This is a genomic window from Okeania sp. KiyG1 (genome assembly GCF_014132355.1).
Taxonomy (GTDB): domain Bacteria; phylum Cyanobacteriota; class Cyanobacteriia; order Cyanobacteriales; family Microcoleaceae; genus Okeania.
Window position 1 is genome coordinate 1 of record NZ_BLZO01000158.1, and the last position, 19,648, is coordinate 19,648.

Consider the following 19,648-nt stretch of genomic DNA (forward strand, 5'->3'; position numbering starts at 1 on the left):
GAGAAAGTAAAGTGTGGATAGAATTATAAACATATACTGTATAACCGGATTCTATATAACGTAATAATCAGAGTTTTAAGCTATTGATTGTGAGGGTATTTAACCGGATTTGATATTATACCAATGCTACTGGATTTGATATTATATTACGTTTCATCAACGCACCCTACTGGACTTTGATTAGCAAACCCCAGCACAAAAAAACCCAGGCAAGTGTAACTACCTGGTTTTTTCATTTCAAAGCCGAACACTAGTTATAGCTATTTTATTGAGATCTGAACTTGCTTGACATACTCCCGACGTTGCCCATGGAGCGACAACGCGGGATTCTTCAGTCATAAAAAAAATGACCGCTGTTTTAACAGAGGTGATGTCCTCCCCCTGTGTTGACCTTGATAATAACATGCATATCTCCTAGCTTGTCAAGGGAGGGTATAGGAAGGTTTTATTTGTGGAGGTATCCGACTCTTAGCCCTGGCTTTCCCATCCCGACCCTCCCCTAATAGCTGCCGCACTTGCTCCGCCTTTTCCTGACAGAATGCTCCGCTTGCCATGTCGGCGACAGCCGTTAACGCAGTTATGCGAAGCGCAAAACGGGAGAGCGCGGGACTTCCCGCCAGGGAAGTTAAACAAGACGATCGCTCCATAACTACTGACATAAGTTAAGACTTATTCCATCAAGATTAGCACCATAACCATTAGCTGTCTCATTCAGATTATCAAAGCTGAGAACAGTTTCAGTGCTTTTCGCTTGCAAGTTGTAGGTTTTCACCTCCCATTCAGTATCACTGTCAAGCTTATCCAGTGCTTCCACTAATTCCGAACCCCAATTTACATTCAGTTTGTCATGTTCTGTCGTTGATTTGCCACTGCCTGCAAATCCAAAAGTTAGCTTGTAGATATCCCCTGGTTGGGTCGCTATTTTCTGAGAAATTTTAGTTGTGGCATTGTCACTATCTAGCTGCACCAATTGTGACCCATCGTAGGCTTGGAAGTATTTGTAGCCATCGTATACAAACAGATTATCGTTATAAACTATGATACCAGGCCCTTCCACTAATTCCCAATTATCCAATCCTTTCACAGGAGGAACTAATTTGGGATACGAACCATAAGGAGTTACAAAAACATAATCTTCTTCTTTAGGGGTTTTTGGTGTTTCAAAGCTGCCATTGATTACTAAGTTGTTCGGTGCTGTATTCTCACAAGTCTTGATATACTGATCTAGGTTGTTTAACCAAACTTTGTTGGGTTGATTATAATTGGCAACAAAAGCATCAAAGTCACCGTCTCCATCTACATCTCCTAAAGTTACACCTAAGCTAGTGACATTCCCCAAAGATTGCCCAGAGTCAGTGAATTTGCCACTACCATCGTTTAACCACACTTTGTTTGGCTGCTTATTCCTATTAGCAACAAAAGCATCCAGATCACCGTCTCCATCCACATCTGCTAAACTCGAACCATGGCTATAGAACCTCCCCAAAGATTGCCCAGAGTCAGTGAATTTGCCACTACCATCGTTGAACCACACTTTGTTTGGCTGATTAGCATCATTAGGAATAAAAGCATCCAGATCGCCATCTCCATCCAGATCTGCTAAACTCACATCCCAGCTTGCAGAATTCCCCAAAGATTGCCCAGAGTTAGTGAATTTGCCACTACCATCGTTGAACCACACTTTGTTTGGCTGATTATAATTAGCAACAAAAGCATCTAAATCACCGTCTCCATCTACATCTGCTAAACTTACACTTAAGCTCTTGGAATTCCCCAAAGATTGCCCAGAGTTAGTGAATTTGCCACTACCATCGTTTAACCACACTTTGTTTGGCTTACCTTGATTAGCAACAAAAGCATCAAGATCACCGTCTCCATCCACATCTGCTACACTTACATCTTGGCTACTGGAGTTCCCCAAAGCTTGGCCAGAGTCAGTGAATTTGCCACTACCATCGTTTAACCAAATTTTGTTTGGCTGATTACTCCAATTAGCAACAAAAGCATCCAGATCGCCATCTCCATCCAAATCTACTAAACTCACTCCTCTGCCCTGGGACCTCCCCAAAGATTGCCCAGAGTCAGTAAATTTGCCACTACCATCGTTGAACCACACTTTGTTTGGCTGATTACCCCAATTAGAAACAAAAGCATCCAGATCGCCATCTTCATCCAAATCTGCTAACCTCACACCGAACCTACTGGAATTACCCAAAGCTTGGCCAGAGTCAGTGAACTTAATCATCGGAGTAGCATTAACTGTTTGTATCGGTACAACAAACATCCCAATTGCCATTACCACTGCCACCACAACCTGAAAGTATTTCGCCAAAGTTTGTTTCAGTTGTGGCCAAGGATTAAATTCATCCTCTATTGTTTCGGCTACATTGTTTTTCTGTAGCCATCTTGAAAATGCCATGATCGAAATTAGTCTCCTTTGATATTGCAAGTTGAATAATTATACTTTGACATACTCCCGACGCTCCCCTACGGGAGAGCGCGGGATTCTTCAGCCAGAGAAAAACTGACCGCAGTTTTAACAGAAGTGATGCCCTCCTCCTGTGTTGATAACAATCCAACCCACCCCCATCCCCTCCCGGGAGGGGAGCAAGAGGGGTGGGTGAGTTATAGTCCCTATCTAGTTCCTGTCCACATCCAGGACAAGAATGCCAGCGCTCTGATAAGCTTTTAGGGACTTTGCTCAAACATTGCCAACAATGCTGAGATGTACCCTTTGGGTCTACTTTAATAACTCGCTTACCCAGTTTCCAAGCTACATATTCTAATACTTGAACAAACTGTCCAAACGCTGCATCTTGCAAAGACTTATTCAATCCTGACTTCGCAGATTGGCCGTTAGGTAAAAACTGACCATTACCTCCTAACTTGGCTTTACAACGTCGAACTAAATTAGCTATTTGCAGGTCTTCTAAAAATATCACCTGACAATCACGCTCACAAATGATAAGCTAATTTGAATTGCCAGTCTAATCTTTGCCTGGCTATCAGTTGGTGCAGTTTCGCTATCTTACGTTTGAGAATTTTCCAAGGTAGGATGTGCTTTGGCTTCTTAGCTAGTCTTGCTTGAAGCTTAGACAATCTATGTTCCGAGAGTCTGAAAAACTTAGGAACTTCTATGAACTCCCCATCGGACGTAACCGCATAGTAGAACAATCCCAAATCAATACCCTTTGAGTTTTGTTCGGTGGGTTGAATTTCTACACGCCTCAAAGGTACAGTCTTATCTTCGATGGTGAAACTGATATATAAACCATCTGCTTCACGGATTACTGTACCCGTCTTAACCTTGAAACCTTCTGGTATTGGGCGATTGTACACAAAAGGGACTAAACCAATTTTTGGCAAATTAACAAGGGCAACGACCGTTAGCATTTTTGACAATATTAGCATTTGATAACTGAGGATAGCTGAACGAGTTGTAATAGTGCTTTCCCTTATATTTTGGTCTACCACTGGTTTTGCCGTTCTTGTCAGGTTGGGTAAAGTTATCCATTGTTGTTTGCACACGCTGGACAATATCTTGCAAAACCTGGGAGTGCATAGACTTATACTCAGGAAATAGTTTTTTAGTCTGTGCTAAGTCTGCCAGTTGAACAGTTTCCCACACAACATAACCATTGACTATATTTGGGTGCTTATCTCCTTTCTTTGTTATCGGGTTACCATTGCTGTCTTTTTTTCTACCGTCGCGCGTTTGTACTCTAAATTCTGGAATATTTTGGTAAATCCGTTCTATAGGTACTACTGAAACATTAAGTGGACAAGCATTAACTGGTGTGCGCGTGGCTTCAAACCAGTTCAGTCTTTCAGCTAAACGGTAATTGTATTGCCTCCTAGCCATGGATAACCAATTAGCAATAATAACCGCTTGACTTTTACAGGGTTTTAGCTTGTACTTGTATTTCAATAGCATAGAGAATTGACTTCATGCATTATACATCTGTTATTATAATGACTGTATATATAATTGTCAACAACTATGGCTAAATAATTATGAAAAAGATTTTGTATAAGCGTGGTAGAGCCGTATCGGACATGAAAGCTCACTTAGTCTTGGTGACGAAATATAGAAAAAAAGTAATCAATCAGGAGATGCTCAAACGATTAGGAGAAATAGTAGACAACCTATGCACGATCGGGGGACTGCAAACTCATAGAATTCAATGGTGAACCCGACCATGTACATTTGTTATTTCAATACTACCCACAGTTAGAGCAACCATTGTTTGTAACTAATCTGAAATCTGTAACCAGCAGAATACTGAGAACTCTGTTCTCAGAACAAGTCAACCAGGTATATTTCAAAGCTGTCTTTTGGAGTGAGTCTTACTTTATTGCTAGCTGTGGTGGTGTCAGTGTTTCAGTGCTAAAGAAATATATAGAAAATCAGGACGAACCACATACATAACGCCCGGCTTTCCCATACGACGCTCCCCTAATAGCTGCCGCTAGGCTCCGCCAACGGGAGAGCGCGGGACTTCCCGCCGGGGGAGTTAAAATTCGTAGTTTTGCTCTACCTTTAGAGCAGAGCGATCGCCCTATTTTAGCTACTCAAGGCCATCGCTTACCGAAAAATTGTGGGTATGCGCCTCCCCTTTTAAGGGGATAATAAGCGGTCGAGGGATGGCGAGGTCTCCTCGCCATATCCAATCGACCAAGAGAAGAAAAATTTTCATGAATTTGTCAATCCTCTTCTTTCAAGGAGAGGTAATTATTCATTATTCATTATTAATTGTTGAACAGCTTTAGGAAAATCCTAGTACTGACATAAGTTAACGCTTACTCCATTGAGACGAGTACCAGCACCATTAGTTATGTCATTGAGGTTATCAAAGCTGAGAACAGTTTCAGTGCTTGTAGCTTCCAGGTTATAATGTGCGATTGTTTGGTTCTGGTAAAGCCCCCGCTGGTCCCCCATTCAACAAAAAGCGCAGCATCCTTTGGCTTCCCCCTTGGAAAGGGGGACGGGAGAGGGATTAATAAAGGGGGACTTTTAGAGTTTTATTCCCCCCAAAATTGGCTTGCTAGGGGGGCTTACATCATACCCAGAATCAGCAACGCCGAAAATCCTACTACTGACACAATTTAACGCTTACTCCATCCAGACGAGTACCACTACTATCAGCTATATCATCGAGATTATCAAAGCTGAGAACAGTTTCAGTACTTGTAGCTTCCAGGTTATAGGTTTTCACCTCCCATGTCTCACTGTCTACTTGATCAAATGCTTCAACTAATTCCGAACCCCAATATACATTTATTGTGTTATTTTCGGTTGCTTCGGAATCATCATTACCTTTAAATGCAAAAGTTAGCTTGTAGGTTTCTCCTTGTTGGGTAGAAATTGTCTGAGCAATTTTAGTCGTTGCATTTATACTATCCATATCCACAAATTGTGACCCATCGTAGGGACTGTCGATCAATCTGTTATCAAGTTCGATAAATGGCCCGGAAACTAGCTCCCAACCTTCGATCGCTCTTTCATAACTAGCACCATCAAGTGTTGGAATTTCTGGTGTTTCAAAGCTGCCATTGACGACTAAGTTGTTTGGTGCTACGTTGTCACAAAGGTTGACATACTCATCTAGGTTGTTTAACCAAACTTTGTTGGGCTGATTTCGATTAGTAACAAAAGCATCCAGATCGCTATCTCCATCGACATCCGCTAAACTTACATCTCTGCTATTGGAATCCCCCAAAGCTTGCTGTGAGTCAGTGAAATTGCCACTACCATCATTTAACCAAACTTTGTTAGGTTCACTTAAATTAGCAACAAAAGCATCAATATCACCATCTCCATCCACATCTCCTAAACTTATACCTCTGCTATTGGAATCCCCCAAATTTTGCCCAGAGTCAGTGAAATTGCCACTACCATCATTTAACCAAACTTTGTTTGGCTGATCAGAATTATTAGCAACAAAAGCATCAACATCACTATCTCCGTCCACATCCGCTAAACTCACACTTCTGCTCTTGGAATTCCCCAAATTTTGCCCAGAGTCAGTGAAATTGCCACTACCATCATTTAACCAAACTTTGTTTGGCTGCTCAAAATTAGCAACAAAAGCATCAACATCACTATCTCCATCCACATCTGCTAATTCCACATCATAGCTAGTGGTATTCCCCAAATTTTGCTGTGAGTCAATGAAATTGCCACTACTATCATTTAACCAAACTTTGTTTGGCTGCTCAGAATTAGCAACAAAAGCATCAACATCACTATCTCCATCCACATCTGCTAATTCCACATCATAGCTAGTTACATTCCCCAAAGCTTGCTGTGAGTCAATGAAATTGCCGCTACCATCATTTAACCAAACTTTGTTGGCCTGACTACCAGAATTAGCAACGAAAGCATCTAGATCGCCATCTCCATCCACATCTGCTAAACTCACATCTAAGCTATTGTAATTCCCCAAATTTTGCTCAGAGTCAGTGAAGTTGCCGTTACCATCATTTAACCAAACTTTGTTGGCCTGATCGCTAGTATTAGCAACAAAAGCATCTAGATCGCCATCTCCATCCACATCTGCTAAACTCACACTTATGCTATCGGAATTCCCCAAAGCTTGCCCAGAGTCAATAAACTCAATAGTCGGAGCAGCGTGGACTGTTGTTATTGGCATGACAAACATCGCAACTGCCATTACCACTGCCAGCACAACCTGAAAGCACTTACCCAAAGTTTGTTTCAGTTGTGGGGAAGAATTAAATTCATTCGCTATCGTAGTTTCGGCCACATTTGTTTTCTGTAGCCATCTTGAAAATGTCATAATCAAAATTAGTCTCCTTTGGTATTTTTGTGATCTACTGAAGAACATCACAATATGAAAAATTAATGTTTACTTCCTGCTACGGTAACACTCCGCAACTGGACTTCCATAGATATTGAAGGGTCTTGCTGTTCTTAGACACCTACAATAATCTATATAGATCTATGATTATCTGTTCTATTCCTGCTTCATCCTGGCAACGTCGGCGTTATCCAGTCCACAAGTTGTCACGATCTAACTGACCGCCTGAGCTAGATTTAAACTAGCATTTCCTAGGTCATGCTGCGCAAACAAATCTTGAACGCAGCTCAAATTTCAGTGTTCGCACTTAAACACTCTTACTATCCCTATGGCATTTCTGGCTCTTGCAGCCAGTTTAAATTACGGTCAAATAGATGCACTGCCATCACCATTATAAACAAAAATTATCTAGTGTCAAATTTAATCTCTTTTCCCTTCAGTAGTAGCTTGTCTAGACTAATTTTGTTAGTTGGCTAAAAGACAAAGTTTAATATTCAGGACTTACGCAGAAGCGCTATATGTAGAGCGAACAGCCGTTTGCTTGCGCATACTTCGCAGGTGCGCTTACTAGACTGACACAGCTTAAATAGTGTATTAGATGGGGGCGTTGCTGAATACTGGGATGATTTCGCCGCTACACGGGGACACGGCGACACGGGGACACGGGGACACGGGGACACTGGTGACACGGGACACGGTGACACGGGGACACGGGGACACGGTGACACGGGGACACGGATACACGGATACACGGATACACGGATACACGGATACACGGGGACACGGGGACACGGTGACACGGATACACGGGGACACGGATACACGGAGACAGGGTGACACGGATACACGGGGACACGGATACACGGATACACGGGAATTATGGTTTCTGCAGATTGCTTCACTGAGGAAATGTTTGGTTGGTTGCGATCGCAAGGTTTGAAGTGCAGCACAAACATCTCTTTTAACTTTTTGACTTTTAACTTTTAACTTTTAACTTTTAACTTTTGACTTTTGACTTTTGACTTTGCTCCACGGGGAAACGGGGACACGGGAATTATGGTTTCTGCAGATTGTTTCACTGAAAAAATGTTTGATTGGTTGCGATCGCAAGGTTTGAAGTGCAGCACAAACATCTTTTTAACTTTTGACTTTTAACTTTTGACTTTTAACTTTTAACTTTTGACTTTTGACTTTTAACTTTTAACTTTTGACTTTTGACTTTTAAATTTTGACTTACTTTCCATGGAACCCAAAAAATGCTATAGTAGAAAATTAAGCTAGGGGTGCCTAGATATTCAGGCTGAGAAATACCCTTAGAACCTGAGACTGGTTAATACCAGCGGAGGGAAGCTGTTTATTTGAGGAATGAATATATGCGGACAGAATGGATCGCCAAGCGTAGTGGACACAAAAACGTCTCTCAAATGCACTATGCTCGTCAGGGAATCATCACTGAAGAAATGGACTTTGTTGCCAAACGGGAAAATCTCCCTCCTGAGTTAGTCCGCTCAGAAGTAGCAAGGGGACGAATGATTATCCCTGCTAATATTAACCACATTAACCTCGAACCGATGTGTATTGGCATTGCTTCTCAGTGTAAAGTTAATGCTAATATTGGTGCCTCTCCTAACAGTTCTGATATTGAGAAGGAAGTTGATAAACTGAAGTTGTCTATTAAATACGGTGCAGATACCGTTATGGACTTATCTACAGGTGGCGGTAATTTGGATGAAATTAGAACTGCTATTATCAAAGCTTCACCAGTTCCTATCGGTACTGTACCTATTTACCAAGCTGTAGAAAGCGTTCATGGCAGAATTGAAAATTTAACTGCTGACGACTTTCTTCATATTATCGAAAAGCACGCTCAACAAGGGGTAGATTATCAAACTATCCATGCCGGAATTTTAATCGAACATCTACCTCTAGTCAGGAGTCGTATCACTGGTATAGTTTCCCGTGGCGGTGGAATTATTGCTAAGTGGATGCTACACCACCATAAGCAAAATCCTCTTTATACTCACTTTGATGACATCATCGAAATCTTCAAAAAATATGACGTTTCTTTTAGTTTAGGGGACTCTTTGCGACCTGGTTGTACTCACGATGCTACTGATGAAGCACAGTTGGCAGAATTAAAAACATTAGGTGAATTAACTCGCCGTGCTTGGGAACATGATGTGCAAGTTATGGTAGAGGGTCCTGGTCATGTACCAATGGATCAAATTCAGTTTAATGTGAAAAAACAAATGGAAGAGTGTTCAAGTCCTCCTTTGAATGTTTTGGAGCTAGATCCTTTAGCATCTAACGCCAAGGAAAAAATGGAAGAGTTTAATGTTGTAGGTCCAGCACCTTTCTATGTTTTGGGTCCGTTAGTAACAGATATTGCTCCTGGTTATGACCATATTACTTCTGCTATTGGTGCGGCAATGGCGGGTTGGTATGGTACAGCGATGTTGTGTTATGTTACTCCCAAAGAACATTTAGGTTTACCTGATGCTGAGGATGTGCGAAGTGGGTTAATTGCTTATAAAATTGCTGCCCATGCTGCGGATATTGGTCGTCGTCGTCCGGGAGCAAGAGATAGGGATGATGAACTTTCTGCTGCTCGTTACAACTTTGATTGGAACCGTCAATTTGAGTTATCTTTAGACCCAGACCGAGCTAAGGAATATCACGACGAAACTTTGCCTGCGGATATTTATAAAACTGCTGAATTCTGTTCTATGTGCGGACCAAAATTCTGTCCGATGCAGACGAAAGTTGATGCTGATGCTTTGACAGAATTAGAGAAGTTTTTGGCTAAAGAAAAGGAACCTGTAACTCAAAGTTAATAGCTATTATATTAACAGGACTTACGCAAATTCACCTTGAAAACGCGATATGTAGGGGCGAATGGCATTCGCCCTCACTTCTGGAGATGTCTATTGATTGAATTAAATGCCGTTGCTGAATTGAAGTATGAATGTGCGATTGTTTGGTTATGGTCAAGCCCCCGCGCATCCCCCAATTTTGGGGGACTTCTAGAGTTTTATCCCCCCAATTTTGGCTTGCTCGGGGGGCAAAATCATACTCAGAATCAGCAACGCTAATTAAATCAATCCAGCTCAAGAAGCATTTTGAGTCTTTCTAAAACTATGGCTTCTTGTTGACTAATTTTAGGTCCTGTACCAAATATTCCTTCTCCAGAAGCATTAGCTATTTGAGTAGCGATTTCATAGAGAAATTCTTTATATTCTTGAGCTTCTTTCGGAGTAGCTTTAAGATGAGCGATCGCGACTGCTGCTTGAATTTTTTCTTGTGCATCTTCCAGAAAGTCTGGAAAATTTACGGCATTTTCTATCTCATTTATTCGAGTTGTTTTTTCTGCAATATCTACTAACAAATTTTGAATCAGTTGATTATCCTGATAATTTAACTTAGCGTGCTTAACTTCTTTGTTAAAAGTAAATACTTCTTTTACAGCCGAAAAAAGTGTAAATTCAGAGGCAATAATTATCATTGAAACTAAAGTAATTGCTTGTAATAATAACTGCCATTCTGAATTTGTATAATCTGCTTTAGTCGTCATTTTTCTGACTCATATTTTTCAGATTTTCTTGTAGCTCTGATATAGTAAATATTGACTCAAACTGAAGACCTTCTTTTTGATAAAGTTCTCGACCTCCTTGCTCTCTATCTACAAGGGCAAAAACCCGCTCCACTTGATAGCTTGCTTCTCGCAGTCGATTAACAGCTAGCATTGCTGAAGCTCCAGTTGTCACAACATCTTCCAAAACAACTACTCTAGCATTAGCTTCTAGTGAGGGTCCTTCTATATAAGCCATTGTGCCATGTCCTTTGGCCTCTTTTCGGATTATTAAAGCTGGTATTGGACGATTTTCATAAGCTGAGACTACACTAACAGCAGTAACTATTGGATCTGCACCTAAAGTTAAACCTGCTACACCTTGAGTATCTTCAGGTAACATGGACAAGAATAACCGTCCAGTTGCCAAAGCACCTTGGGGATGAAGAGTAACGTATTTACCATTGATGTAATAGGAGCTACGTTGTCCAGAAGATAAGATAAAATCCCCTTCGCGATAAGCTAACCGACACAACAAATTGAGTAATTCTTGTTTGATAGTGGTTAGATCGACAGTAGCTAAGGATAAAATTTGATTTGTCATACTTTTATGGCGCTATGCGCTAGGGAATAGGGAATAGGGAATAGGGAATAGGGAACAGTAGACTGTCAAAGGGTTTTCGGTGCTCAAATGCTCCGCTAACAGAATGAGGAAATGTCCTAACCTTAAATAGATTATCGTAGGTTTCTAAGAACGGCGCGAACATTTACAAATGCTCAAAGTTAATCAGAGATAACTTCTGACTTCTGACTTCTGACTTCTGACTTGCGCGTAGCGCTATATAATCTCACTGCTATAATACGAGCAACAAAGCCTTCATTAATTGATAATTGATAATGGATAATTGATAATTACCTCTGGTTAAAACCGCTCTTGATTGAATATAAGGAAATATTATTTCTTTATTTCCCCGATCAAGGGGAGGCTTTAAGGCGCGAATTATTTAATTATTAATTATTAATTATTAATTATTCGGTAATAACCTACAATAAATAATAAGGTATGGCCATGAATTGGAAAAGCCTTAGTGGCATAATGATTTTTTCAGCGATCGCGACTCTAACATCTGTCCAAATTGCTGAAGCGGGACATCAAGATCCTGTTCGTACATATCAACCTTTTGCAGAAGAGTTTAACGAAGCAAGTCAAAGATATTCTGGTAACTTTTTTGATAAAACAGAGTTTTTGAATCAAATAGGCCGTTATTTCGGTATTTTAAGGTTTCCTGATGAAGCTATTTCTGACGACTTACGCCTAGTCAATCAGCTTTATATAGAGGAACAAAGGCGACAGTTTTCTAGTACACCAGTTATTAGAACTCCTGATTTAGTTAATCCCTATAATTCATCAATAATGACAGCTCCTCCTTCTGATTCAATTCCTACTTTTGGTGGTAATTAGGTAAGCATTTCCTGCGGACTGCTGCGCAAACAGCCGTCAGCTATTAGCTAGCCTCCTCCGGAGGAACTGCGTTAACAGCTATTAATTTTGAGGAAGATAAAAGCAACCTTTGAAATTGAGTTTGAATAAAATTTACTGGCAAAGTCCTCTTCCTAAACCTTAGAAGTAATTACTCATTACTGATAGCTGAGTGCTAATAGCTGGTTGCGCAGCATTCCGCAGGAAATGCTTACATCCTATCCACTTTGAAGCAGAAGTAATTATTAATTATTAATTATTAATTATTAATTATTAATTGTTGAATAACCCCTAGGCGTAATCATCCAATTATTGTAAATACCTGTAGATTCATTACCAATCAAAATTACGGTCAACATATCAATAGAAAACTCCAATAATTTATCCAAACTTGTCAAGGTAATTTCCTCATTTTCTCGATAAACAGACCGGACAATTGCTACTGGAGTTTCCGGTTTACGATACTCTAAAAAGATATTCACAGCTTTAACTAATTGTTCTGTTCTTTTCTGGGATTTAGGATTATAAAGTGCCACAACAAAATCTGCCATTGCTACAGCATTTAAACGTTTTTCTATTACCTCCCAAGGTGTTAATAAATCGCTCAAACTAATAGCACAAAAATCGTGCATCAAAGGCGCACCAACTCTAGCAGCAGCAGATTGTAAAGCACTAACTCCAGGAAATACTTCTACCATGGGAATTTTGCCATCCCAACCTGTGGCTCGAAGTTGTTCTAAAACTAATCCTGCCATACCATAAATTCCACAATCTCCAGAAGAAACTACTGCGACATTTAAGCCAAAATTTGCCAATTCAATTGCTCTTTCTGCTCGTTCTTTTTCTTGAGTAATAGGTAGTTTTTCGATGATTTGTCCAGGATTTAATAAGGGTTTAATTAAGTCAATATAAAGAGAATAACCAATGACAACATCAGCATAACTAACAGCCATTTGAGCTGCGGGTGTCATCTGTTCTAATTTTCCTGGACCAGTGCCAATTAACAATAGTTTTCCAGTTCTTCCTGTATATTCTTTTTGAGATATAGCTACAGCAATAGTTGCTGCTCCTGGTTCGCCTTCTAGACGAAATATTTGTTTGCGGACTAATAAATTACTTTCATTAATTCCCTGAAAAGTTGAGGATAAATTGTCGGTATTTTCTTTTGATTCTGAATTAAGATGATCTTTTTCTTTTGAGTTTAATATCTCGCCGTCTACACGGTGTTTATAATTGGTTGGGGTTTGATTCCTCATCCACTTTTTACTTCTTACTTCTTCCTCTCTTGGTGCGCATTCCCTTGCGTCTGTCGCCGACGCGGGGTCGCACCGCTTCTTACTTCTTCCTTCTTCCTTCTTACTTTTGACTTTTGACTTTTGACTTTTGACTTCTCTTGTGACTTTTGACTTTTGACTTTTGACTTCTCTTGCCCCTAAAATTGCAGCAGCTTCAGCCACACTAGGAGTTCCTACTTCCTGAGCAACAATATTAGAAGGAGTCGGCACTTCAACACAGCTTAATAACTCTGAAGAAAAAGTCTGCAAAGGTAAATTTTGTTCCTGACAAAATTCTACTAACCCTATTTCATCAACTTTAATATTGATAGTGGCAATTCCAGCGATCGCTCCTTCAGCTAAATGATGAACTTGAAATACTTGTTGAACAGCAGTTGCAATTAATTTTTTAGAAGTACCTCTTTCACAACCAACCCCTATCCACAAAACTCGTGGATGCCATTGCACTTTCGGTAAATCTGAATCTGGAGCAAACTGGCGTTGAGTAAAACTAATCCAAATTCTGGCCTTGGGAGTAGGAGCAGAGCGATCGCCTATTTCTGGAAATCCAAATTCAAATGGATGATTCTGGGGTAGATGCTTTTGCCACAAGGTCGAACCCACTTCCTGAATTACTTGTACGGTTTCTCCTCTAGCAACTATTCCACTGACTTTATTCCAGTCACCTTCCCCGCGTCGCCAACCAAAAGGTTTACCCAAAATATCAATACCAGGTAATCCTAAATTATGGGATGCGCCTGTAATAATTGGGATGGCGTTCAGGAGGCGGGCGAGTACATTAGTTAGTTTATCGGCACCACCTTGATGTCCACCACATAAACTAATGACAAATTTACCTACTTCATCTATAACAACTACTGCTGGATCGTGATATTTATCTTTTAACAGTGGAGAGATTAAACGTACAACTGCACCACTGGCGAGACAGAAAACTATAGCACTATAGTTTTGCCAAATATTTGCTAGATGATTTTTCAGGGAGTCGGTGTAAATTTCGGCGTTAACTGTAGAATTTGTTGTGTGTTGACAAGACTCTGGTATCCACAGAGTTGCTCCCATTGTCTGGCAAATAGGTTGTAATAATTTTGTTGCTGTGGGAGTTGTGGCGATCGCTGCTATGGGTTGAAATTCTTGGCCAATTAAATTCATTTTTTAGGTATTTGAAATAGAAGCCATTTGTTATCTTGGCAAAGGTAGGGGTTTTTGGCAAAGGAATAATTTCAGCGATTTGTTGTCCAATTTTTGTCAAATTTTGTTGGCCAGTTAAAAAATCTAAAATTTTTATCACAAAAACATAGAAAAGAGTGTTGGGTTAACAATTTATAACAGTTGCCATTACTGTATTTGACATATCAAGATCTTAAAACATTAGACAACTTAAAATTTAGCTAGACTTACGAACCCATTCTTGCCCGCACTGCGGCATAGTAATAGACTGGGACTTGTTTGCCTAGCATGACCTAGGAAATGGGGCGATAAATATCAAAAATAGGGCGGTAGGACATTCCGTCCTTAAAGCACGCGCTTGCCCGACGGGATACCGGGGTTACGAAACGAGAAGCCCACACTATAGCGTCAGCGAGCGTGTGGGAGATGTCACACAAAGGTTCTTGAGTCCTATAACTGTTGTTTACTAACACCAAAAAATATAGACTCTCCTAGACGAACATCTACAAAATGTCTAGGATATGACACAATCGCGAAAAAAATTAGGAACCTATGTCAAAACTTGAAAAAAGGTCAAAGCTATCACAAATATGATTGACATCCCTAGACAAGGGATGCTAACTTTGATTTTAGTAATTGAATGTAAGTCCTAACAGTCATGGCTAAATCTCACGGTTCCTTAACAGGGATAGAAGCCAAAATTGAATATCATCCTGCATTTGAGGAACTAGGAGCATTGTATGAATCCTGGAAACGCTCTGCTATTAACTGGATGCAAACAGAAAAATTGTCAGAATCGGAAGTAGAAAAGCGTCTGATGAAAAAGTTTAACATTAAATGGGCTTATGCTGATTCAATTGCTACTGAAGCACGAACATGTTTAAACCAATTAAAAACAGCTAAAAAAACCTAATTTCTAAATTAGAGTTACAAATAAGCGCTAAAACAACTGCGACAAAAAACTCATCACTAAACTAGAAAAAACTTTAAAATTAGCAATAAAAAAGGTTTTCCACATATACAGGCTCAAAATAAATTTTGTCATAAATTGCTAGGTTTAAAGAGTAAAATCCAGAAAATAGCTAGTCTGAAACGAAAATTAAAGAAGTTAAAAAATACAGAACGTCTACATATTTGTTTTGGCTCACAGAAATTATTTAAAGCTCAACACAATTTAGCAGAAAACGGATATAAAACCCAAGATGAATGGAATGTAGATTGGAGAAAAAAACGCTCAGGCAGGTTTTTCTGTATAGGAAAATCTCAGCCAGGCTGTGGAACTATGATGAAAGTTTTCTCATTACAAGAGGATGGTAAATATCAACTACAAGTTCAACTACCTAGACCATTACAAGACAAATATGGTCAGAAAATTCTAACAGTATTTTCAGTTTCAAATAGGAATGGTAGATATAGAGCAACAGATTTAGATTATGCCATAAACAATTTCAAACCAATCACAATTTCTATTTTTCGTAGAGAACATAAACAAGACAATTGGTATGTACATCTTTCAACTTATGTACAAGAAATTCCAGTAGTTCATACTAAAAAAAATGGTTGTATAGGTATTGACTTTAATGCTGATTCAATTTCAGTTACTTATGTGAAGTGGGATGGGAATATTGAGTATTTAGAAGACATATCTAGAGAGTGGAAAAATCAAACTACAGGACAACGACAAGCATCTATCAGAAATATTGTTTGTCAAGCTGTTTTCTTAGCAGAATTTTTTGAATGTGCTATTGCTATTGAGTCTCTAGACTTTAGCAAAAAAAAGGCCAAGATGAGTGGATATTGTAAAGTTTATAATGAGATGCTTTCCAACTTATCTACTGGAATATTTAGAGAAACTTTAGAGTCACGTTGTAGAAGATTTGGGGTGGAATTAATTAAAGTAAATCCAGCTTTTACCAGCGTGATTGGGATGATTAATTATATGGCTAAATATGGCCTCAATAGTGGCACTGCTGCTGCTTTAGTAATTGGCCGTAGAGCGTTAAAGTTATCAGAAAAAATCCCCAAATGTTTGTTGAGACCAGAGGATGTCAACAAACATGATTGGAGTCATTGGAGACGAGTTGCTAGTTTTATTAAACTACATAGTATCCGGAGGACTCAACTTTTTCAGTGGAGGAAAGTCCTTGAGGGAATCCTAACCCATAGTTTGTGGGCGGAAACATCATGTCGGCGAAGACAAAACTTTCTTTGCGAGTACACATTGAAACAGGTGAGTAATGAAATCATTTGCAGTCACCGATGGCAAATGTCTAGTTTTGTCTAGTTTTCAAGAAGGTGCAATAATTATAGGTGCTTAATTTAAGACCCATAAATAACAAGGAGAAAAAAATGAAGCAAAAAACAAACACCATTATTTTAGAGATGGGCACAGCTAAAAGTAGAGATATCCGCGATTTGCACAGAGGTGAAGGTAAGATATTCAAGAACATAGCAAAAATGCTCAAACAACTGAAAGAATCAGGTGAAACCCCAGAAGATGCACAACCTATAATTATAATTGTCAGGAAAAAAGTAAAAGAAAGGATTTTTGACTAAGTAAGTAATCGAATTATCTAGCTCTTGCTATGGGGTGAGTTCAACAATTAATAATGAATAATTAATAATTAATTATTAATTATTCATTATTACCGAAATATTGCGGTTTAAAGCCTCCCCTTTTAAGGGGATAATAAATAAAAATTTTCATGATTAGTCAATCCGATCGTAAGCATTCCGCAGGAAGAGCTGACCGCTAGTAGCTGAATGCTTACGGGGGGTTTAATGAATATAGACTGTTTCAGCCAGCTTTTATAGTAAGTATAAATTCTGACTCAATTAGTAAAGCTTTTATCTAAAATTAAAAGCAATAGCTGATTGCTGAAGTCCGCAGTTCCGACCACAGGAGACTAGCTGACGGCTGTTTGCGCAGCATGACCTAAGAAATGCTTAAATCCTATCTGTTTTAAAGGAGAGTTCATTAATTGATAATTGATAATGGATAATTGATAATTACCTCTGGTTTTAACCGCTACGGAATTGAATATAAGGAAATATTATTTCTTTATTTCCCGATCAAGGGGAGGCTTCAAGGCGCGAATTATTTAATTATTAATTATTAATTATTAATTATTAATTATTCGGTAATTCTCAATTCGCGCATTCTAAATTCTTGAACTCTCCGATGCTATTTGCTAGTGCTACCCACTGCTGCACGCTTAAATCTTCTGCACGGACTTGAGGATTTACTTTTAACTTTTCTAGTAATGGGAAGAGGCGATCGCGTTCAATAACTGCCTTAAGATTATTCCTTAACATTTTCCGTTTACTAGCAAAACCTAATTTAACTAACATTTCCATTTGTTTCGGGTTATTTGCTTGGGGTTCTATTAATTGAGGGCGTAGTCGTATTACTGCTGAATCAACTTTTGGTGGGGGATAAAATGCTTTGGCAGGTACATCACAAATAAATTCACAGTTGGCTAAATATTGAATTTTTACTGATAGGGAACTATAAGCTTTTGAGTCTGGTCGAGCGCAGATTCTATCCGCTACTTCTTTTTGTAATAATAAGACGATTAAATCATAAGTATTAGCCACAGGTTGGGCAATTGTTCCTAATAGTTTTTCCAGGATTGGACCAGTAATATTGTAAGGTATATTCGCCACAACTTTATGAGGATTTTGGAAAGTAGGAAATTGTGCTAAATTTGTTTCTAAATTTAGGGATAAAATATCTCCTTGTAACAATAAAAAATTTTCTACTCCGCCAATTTTTTTGACTAACTTTTGACATAAATCTCTGTCAATTTCTACTGCAACAACTGAAGCTGCGAGGGGCAATAAACGATGAGTTAGAATACCTGTACCTGGTCCAATTTCTAAGACGCGATCGCTATCTGATAATTCCGCAGCTTGGACAATTTTATTGAGAGCTTTGTCACTCCTCAGCCAATGTTGAGCAAATCTTTTTCGAGGTTGAATAGTCATTTCAGTTATCAGTTATCAATTATTAGAAAAAAGGAAGGATCTAAGCAAAGAAATTATTTAATAGTTTATCACTGAAGGTTTGTATTGATGGAAAGTAGCGGATACGTCAGGACTTTTGGTGACAACAGAGTTTGCTGAAAACTTCAATCTTTCTGTCATATTAGTTTGCAATTACTTTAAGAACCATAAGTTAATTTAAACTATTTTTTTGCTGTTGTCAAAAAAATCTCAGGTAGTAGTGGATCGAGTGAGACCTGATACATTTTGTTCACCAATCAATATATAGAAATATAGAAGAGCAGGATGGCTATATTTAGAGACTATTCTTCAATAATTGATAATTGATAATTAATAATTGATAATTACTTCTCCCTTTTAGGGAGAGGATTGAATAAAAGGAAAATTAATTCATTGTTTATCCACGGCGAGTGAGAGAATTTTTACCTTAATTATTCGGTAAAGCAAATATTAATGTGAGTAGAGCAGGTTTTATCTTGCTAAAATCTCTACTATACTTATAAATAGATTAGGTATTAATAGGAGAGTCGCTGAAAATTTGCTTTACTTCCGACTAACTACATTATAGACAATTTTAGAGGTGAAAAATGGTACAGACAAAAAATAAACTTACACTAGAAGAGTTTCTCAAACTCCCACCAGGAGATGGAGATATTACTTATGAACTTATTGAAGGAGAAGCAACACCCAAAATGTCGCCAAAAAAATTTCACTCTAAGCTAACTCGTGCATTACTCTATTTAATAGATGAATGGTGCGAAGGAAAAGGAGAAATTTATCCAGAATTAGCAGTTAAATTAACAAAAAAAGGAAAAGACTGGATGCCTGTTCCAGAATTATTATATCTTGCTGCTGAACGTTTTCCTGAAGACTGGGAAGAAGATGTAGCTTGCTCTGTACCACCAAATTTAGTAATAGAAATAATTTCTCCTGGGCAAACATTTGGTCAACTCATGTCTAAAGCTAAAGATTATTTAGATGCAGGTGTATTAAGGGTGTGGGTTGTTGATAGTAAAGCCAGGAGTATTACAGTTTTTTATCCAGATGCACCGCCACAAACTTATATGGGAGAAATCCCACTGATAGATTCTTTATTTGAGGGATTAGAGTTAACTGCCGAACAAGTATTTAGCAAGGCTGGAATTACTAATAAAATGACTTCTATTTAATTAGATTATCAAGCGCTACGCGCAAGTCAAAAGCTAAAATTCAAAAATTATAAGTAATCTCTGACTGATATATTTCTTACTTCTTATTTCTTATTTCTTATTTCTTATTTCTTACTTCTTACTTTTGACTTTTGAGATGATTT

The 19,648-nt window shown here is 38.8% G+C and carries 15 protein-coding genes, 1 pseudogene and 1 riboswitch; of the genes and pseudogenes, 7 read left to right on the forward strand and 9 right to left on the reverse strand.

Going from position 1 to position 19,648, the window contains the following annotated elements; genetic code table 11:
• Positions 1–649: 649 nt before the first annotated feature.
• From SAGCYANO_RS36050 to SAGCYANO_RS36065, 4 genes are read right to left on the reverse strand one after another with little or no spacing between them, the layout of a single operon-like run.
• Positions 650–2,419 carry an FG-GAP-like repeat-containing protein gene (locus SAGCYANO_RS36050; protein WP_202224435.1) on the reverse strand — a complete coding sequence of 590 codons (1,770 nt, stop codon included), beginning with the start codon at positions 2,417–2,419 and terminating at the stop codon, positions 650–652.
• Entirely contained in the window at positions 2,364–2,942 is a 579-nt protein-coding gene (locus SAGCYANO_RS36055; protein ID WP_202224436.1) for a zinc ribbon domain-containing protein, read from the reverse strand. The genes SAGCYANO_RS36050 and SAGCYANO_RS36055 overlap by 56 nt, the downstream gene beginning before the upstream one ends.
• Before the next feature lie 13 nt (positions 2,943–2,955).
• On the reverse strand, positions 2,956–3,393 hold the full coding sequence (locus SAGCYANO_RS36060; protein ID WP_237397020.1) for a transposase: 438 nt from the start codon (positions 3,391–3,393) through the stop codon (positions 2,956–2,958).
• Positions 3,368–3,934 (reverse strand): helix-turn-helix domain-containing protein, encoded by a 567-nt coding sequence (locus SAGCYANO_RS36065; RefSeq protein WP_202224438.1) that lies wholly within the window; start codon positions 3,932–3,934, stop codon positions 3,368–3,370. The genes SAGCYANO_RS36060 and SAGCYANO_RS36065 overlap by 26 nt, the downstream gene beginning before the upstream one ends.
• Positions 3,935–4,014: 80 nt before the next feature.
• Here SAGCYANO_RS36065 and tnpA point away from each other — a divergent pair.
• Positions 4,015–4,429, forward strand: a pseudogene (gene tnpA, locus SAGCYANO_RS36070) (IS200/IS605 family transposase).
• 664 nt (positions 4,430–5,093) lie between these two features.
• On the opposite strand, the gene SAGCYANO_RS36075 reads toward tnpA, so the two are convergent.
• Positions 5,094–6,800, reverse strand: a complete 1,707-nt coding sequence (locus SAGCYANO_RS36075) for an FG-GAP-like repeat-containing protein (RefSeq protein ID WP_202224439.1) — start codon at positions 6,798–6,800, stop codon at positions 5,094–5,096.
• 1,290 nt (positions 6,801–8,090) lie between these two features.
• A riboswitch (TPP riboswitch) is annotated at positions 8,091–8,186 on the forward strand.
• 8 nt (positions 8,187–8,194) lie between these two features.
• On the opposite strand from SAGCYANO_RS36075, the gene thiC reads away from it, so the two are divergent.
• On the forward strand, positions 8,195–9,655 hold the full coding sequence (thiC, locus tag SAGCYANO_RS36080) for a phosphomethylpyrimidine synthase (protein ID WP_202224440.1): 1,461 nt from the start codon (positions 8,195–8,197) through the stop codon (positions 9,653–9,655).
• Between the two features lie 263 nt (positions 9,656–9,918).
• Here thiC and SAGCYANO_RS36085 read toward each other — a convergent pair whose 3' ends face one another.
• Positions 9,919–10,392, reverse strand: coding sequence for a hypothetical protein (locus SAGCYANO_RS36085; RefSeq protein ID WP_202224441.1), 474 nt, complete (start codon positions 10,390–10,392; stop codon positions 9,919–9,921).
• Entirely contained in the window at positions 10,382–10,993 is a 612-nt protein-coding gene (gene pyrE, locus SAGCYANO_RS36090) for an orotate phosphoribosyltransferase (RefSeq protein WP_202224442.1), read from the reverse strand. Before pyrE ends, SAGCYANO_RS36085 begins: the two co-directional genes overlap by 11 nt.
• A 465-nt stretch (positions 10,994–11,458) precedes the next feature.
• On the opposite strand from pyrE, the gene SAGCYANO_RS36095 reads away from it, so the two are divergent.
• Entirely contained in the window at positions 11,459–11,851 is a 393-nt protein-coding gene (locus SAGCYANO_RS36095) for a hypothetical protein (RefSeq protein ID WP_237397021.1), read from the forward strand.
• Positions 11,852–12,135: 284 nt separating this feature from the next.
• Here the strand turns inward: SAGCYANO_RS36095 and cobJ are convergent, their stop codons facing one another.
• Complete coding sequence (gene cobJ / locus SAGCYANO_RS46440; protein ID WP_237397022.1) at positions 12,136–14,313, reverse strand: precorrin-3B C(17)-methyltransferase; 2,178 nt, start codon at positions 14,311–14,313, stop codon at positions 12,136–12,138.
• A gap of 676 nt (positions 14,314–14,989) precedes the next feature.
• On the opposite strand from cobJ, the gene SAGCYANO_RS36110 reads away from it, so the two are divergent.
• From SAGCYANO_RS36110 to SAGCYANO_RS36120, 3 genes are all read left to right on the forward strand, one after another.
• Entirely contained in the window at positions 14,990–15,244 is a 255-nt protein-coding gene (locus tag SAGCYANO_RS36110) for a hypothetical protein (RefSeq protein WP_202224444.1), read from the forward strand.
• A 135-nt stretch (positions 15,245–15,379) separates the two neighbouring features.
• Positions 15,380–16,615: a hypothetical protein gene (locus tag SAGCYANO_RS36115; protein WP_202224445.1), complete on the forward strand. Its 1,236-nt coding sequence runs from the start codon at positions 15,380–15,382 to the stop codon at positions 16,613–16,615.
• 26 nt (positions 16,616–16,641) lie between these two features.
• Entirely contained in the window at positions 16,642–16,887 is a 246-nt protein-coding gene (locus SAGCYANO_RS36120) for a hypothetical protein (RefSeq protein WP_255502849.1), read from the forward strand.
• Between the two features lie 591 nt (positions 16,888–17,478).
• Here SAGCYANO_RS36120 and rsmA read toward each other — a convergent pair.
• Positions 17,479–18,318 (reverse strand): 16S rRNA (adenine(1518)-N(6)/adenine(1519)-N(6))-dimethyltransferase RsmA, encoded by an 840-nt coding sequence (gene rsmA / locus SAGCYANO_RS36125; protein ID WP_202224447.1) that lies wholly within the window; start codon positions 18,316–18,318, stop codon positions 17,479–17,481.
• Positions 18,319–18,923: 605 nt separating this feature from the next.
• Here rsmA and SAGCYANO_RS36130 point away from each other — a divergent pair.
• Entirely contained in the window at positions 18,924–19,505 is a 582-nt protein-coding gene (locus tag SAGCYANO_RS36130; protein ID WP_202224448.1) for a Uma2 family endonuclease, read from the forward strand.
• Positions 19,506–19,648: the final 143 nt, after the last annotated feature.

What these genes read in the sequence shown, in the direction of transcription:
- SAGCYANO_RS36060 (WP_237397020.1), bottom strand. Translation starts at nt 3,393, where the DNA reads ATGCTAACGGTCGTTGCCCTTGTTAATTTGCCAAAAATTGGTTTAGTC.
- SAGCYANO_RS36110 (WP_202224444.1), top strand. Translation starts at nt 14,990, where the DNA reads ATGGCTAAATCTCACGGTTCCTTAACAGGGATAGAAGCCAAAATTGAA.
- SAGCYANO_RS36065 (WP_202224438.1), bottom strand. Translation starts at nt 3,934, where the DNA reads ATGCTATTGAAATACAAGTACAAGCTAAAACCCTGTAAAAGTCAAGCG.
- SAGCYANO_RS36085 (WP_202224441.1), bottom strand. Translation starts at nt 10,392, where the DNA reads ATGACGACTAAAGCAGATTATACAAATTCAGAATGGCAGTTATTATTA.
- SAGCYANO_RS36130 (WP_202224448.1), top strand. Translation starts at nt 18,924, where the DNA reads ATGGTACAGACAAAAAATAAACTTACACTAGAAGAGTTTCTCAAACTC.
- SAGCYANO_RS36095 (WP_237397021.1), top strand. Translation starts at nt 11,459, where the DNA reads ATGAATTGGAAAAGCCTTAGTGGCATAATGATTTTTTCAGCGATCGCG.
- pyrE (WP_202224442.1), bottom strand. Translation starts at nt 10,993, where the DNA reads ATGACAAATCAAATTTTATCCTTAGCTACTGTCGATCTAACCACTATC.
- thiC (WP_202224440.1), top strand. Translation starts at nt 8,195, where the DNA reads ATGCGGACAGAATGGATCGCCAAGCGTAGTGGACACAAAAACGTCTCT.
- cobJ (WP_237397022.1), bottom strand. Translation starts at nt 14,313, where the DNA reads ATGAATTTAATTGGCCAAGAATTTCAACCCATAGCAGCGATCGCCACA.
- SAGCYANO_RS36050 (WP_202224435.1), bottom strand. Translation starts at nt 2,419, where the DNA reads ATGGCATTTTCAAGATGGCTACAGAAAAACAATGTAGCCGAAACAATA.
- SAGCYANO_RS36075 (WP_202224439.1), bottom strand. Translation starts at nt 6,800, where the DNA reads ATGACATTTTCAAGATGGCTACAGAAAACAAATGTGGCCGAAACTACG.
- rsmA (WP_202224447.1), bottom strand. Translation starts at nt 18,318, where the DNA reads ATGACTATTCAACCTCGAAAAAGATTTGCTCAACATTGGCTGAGGAGT.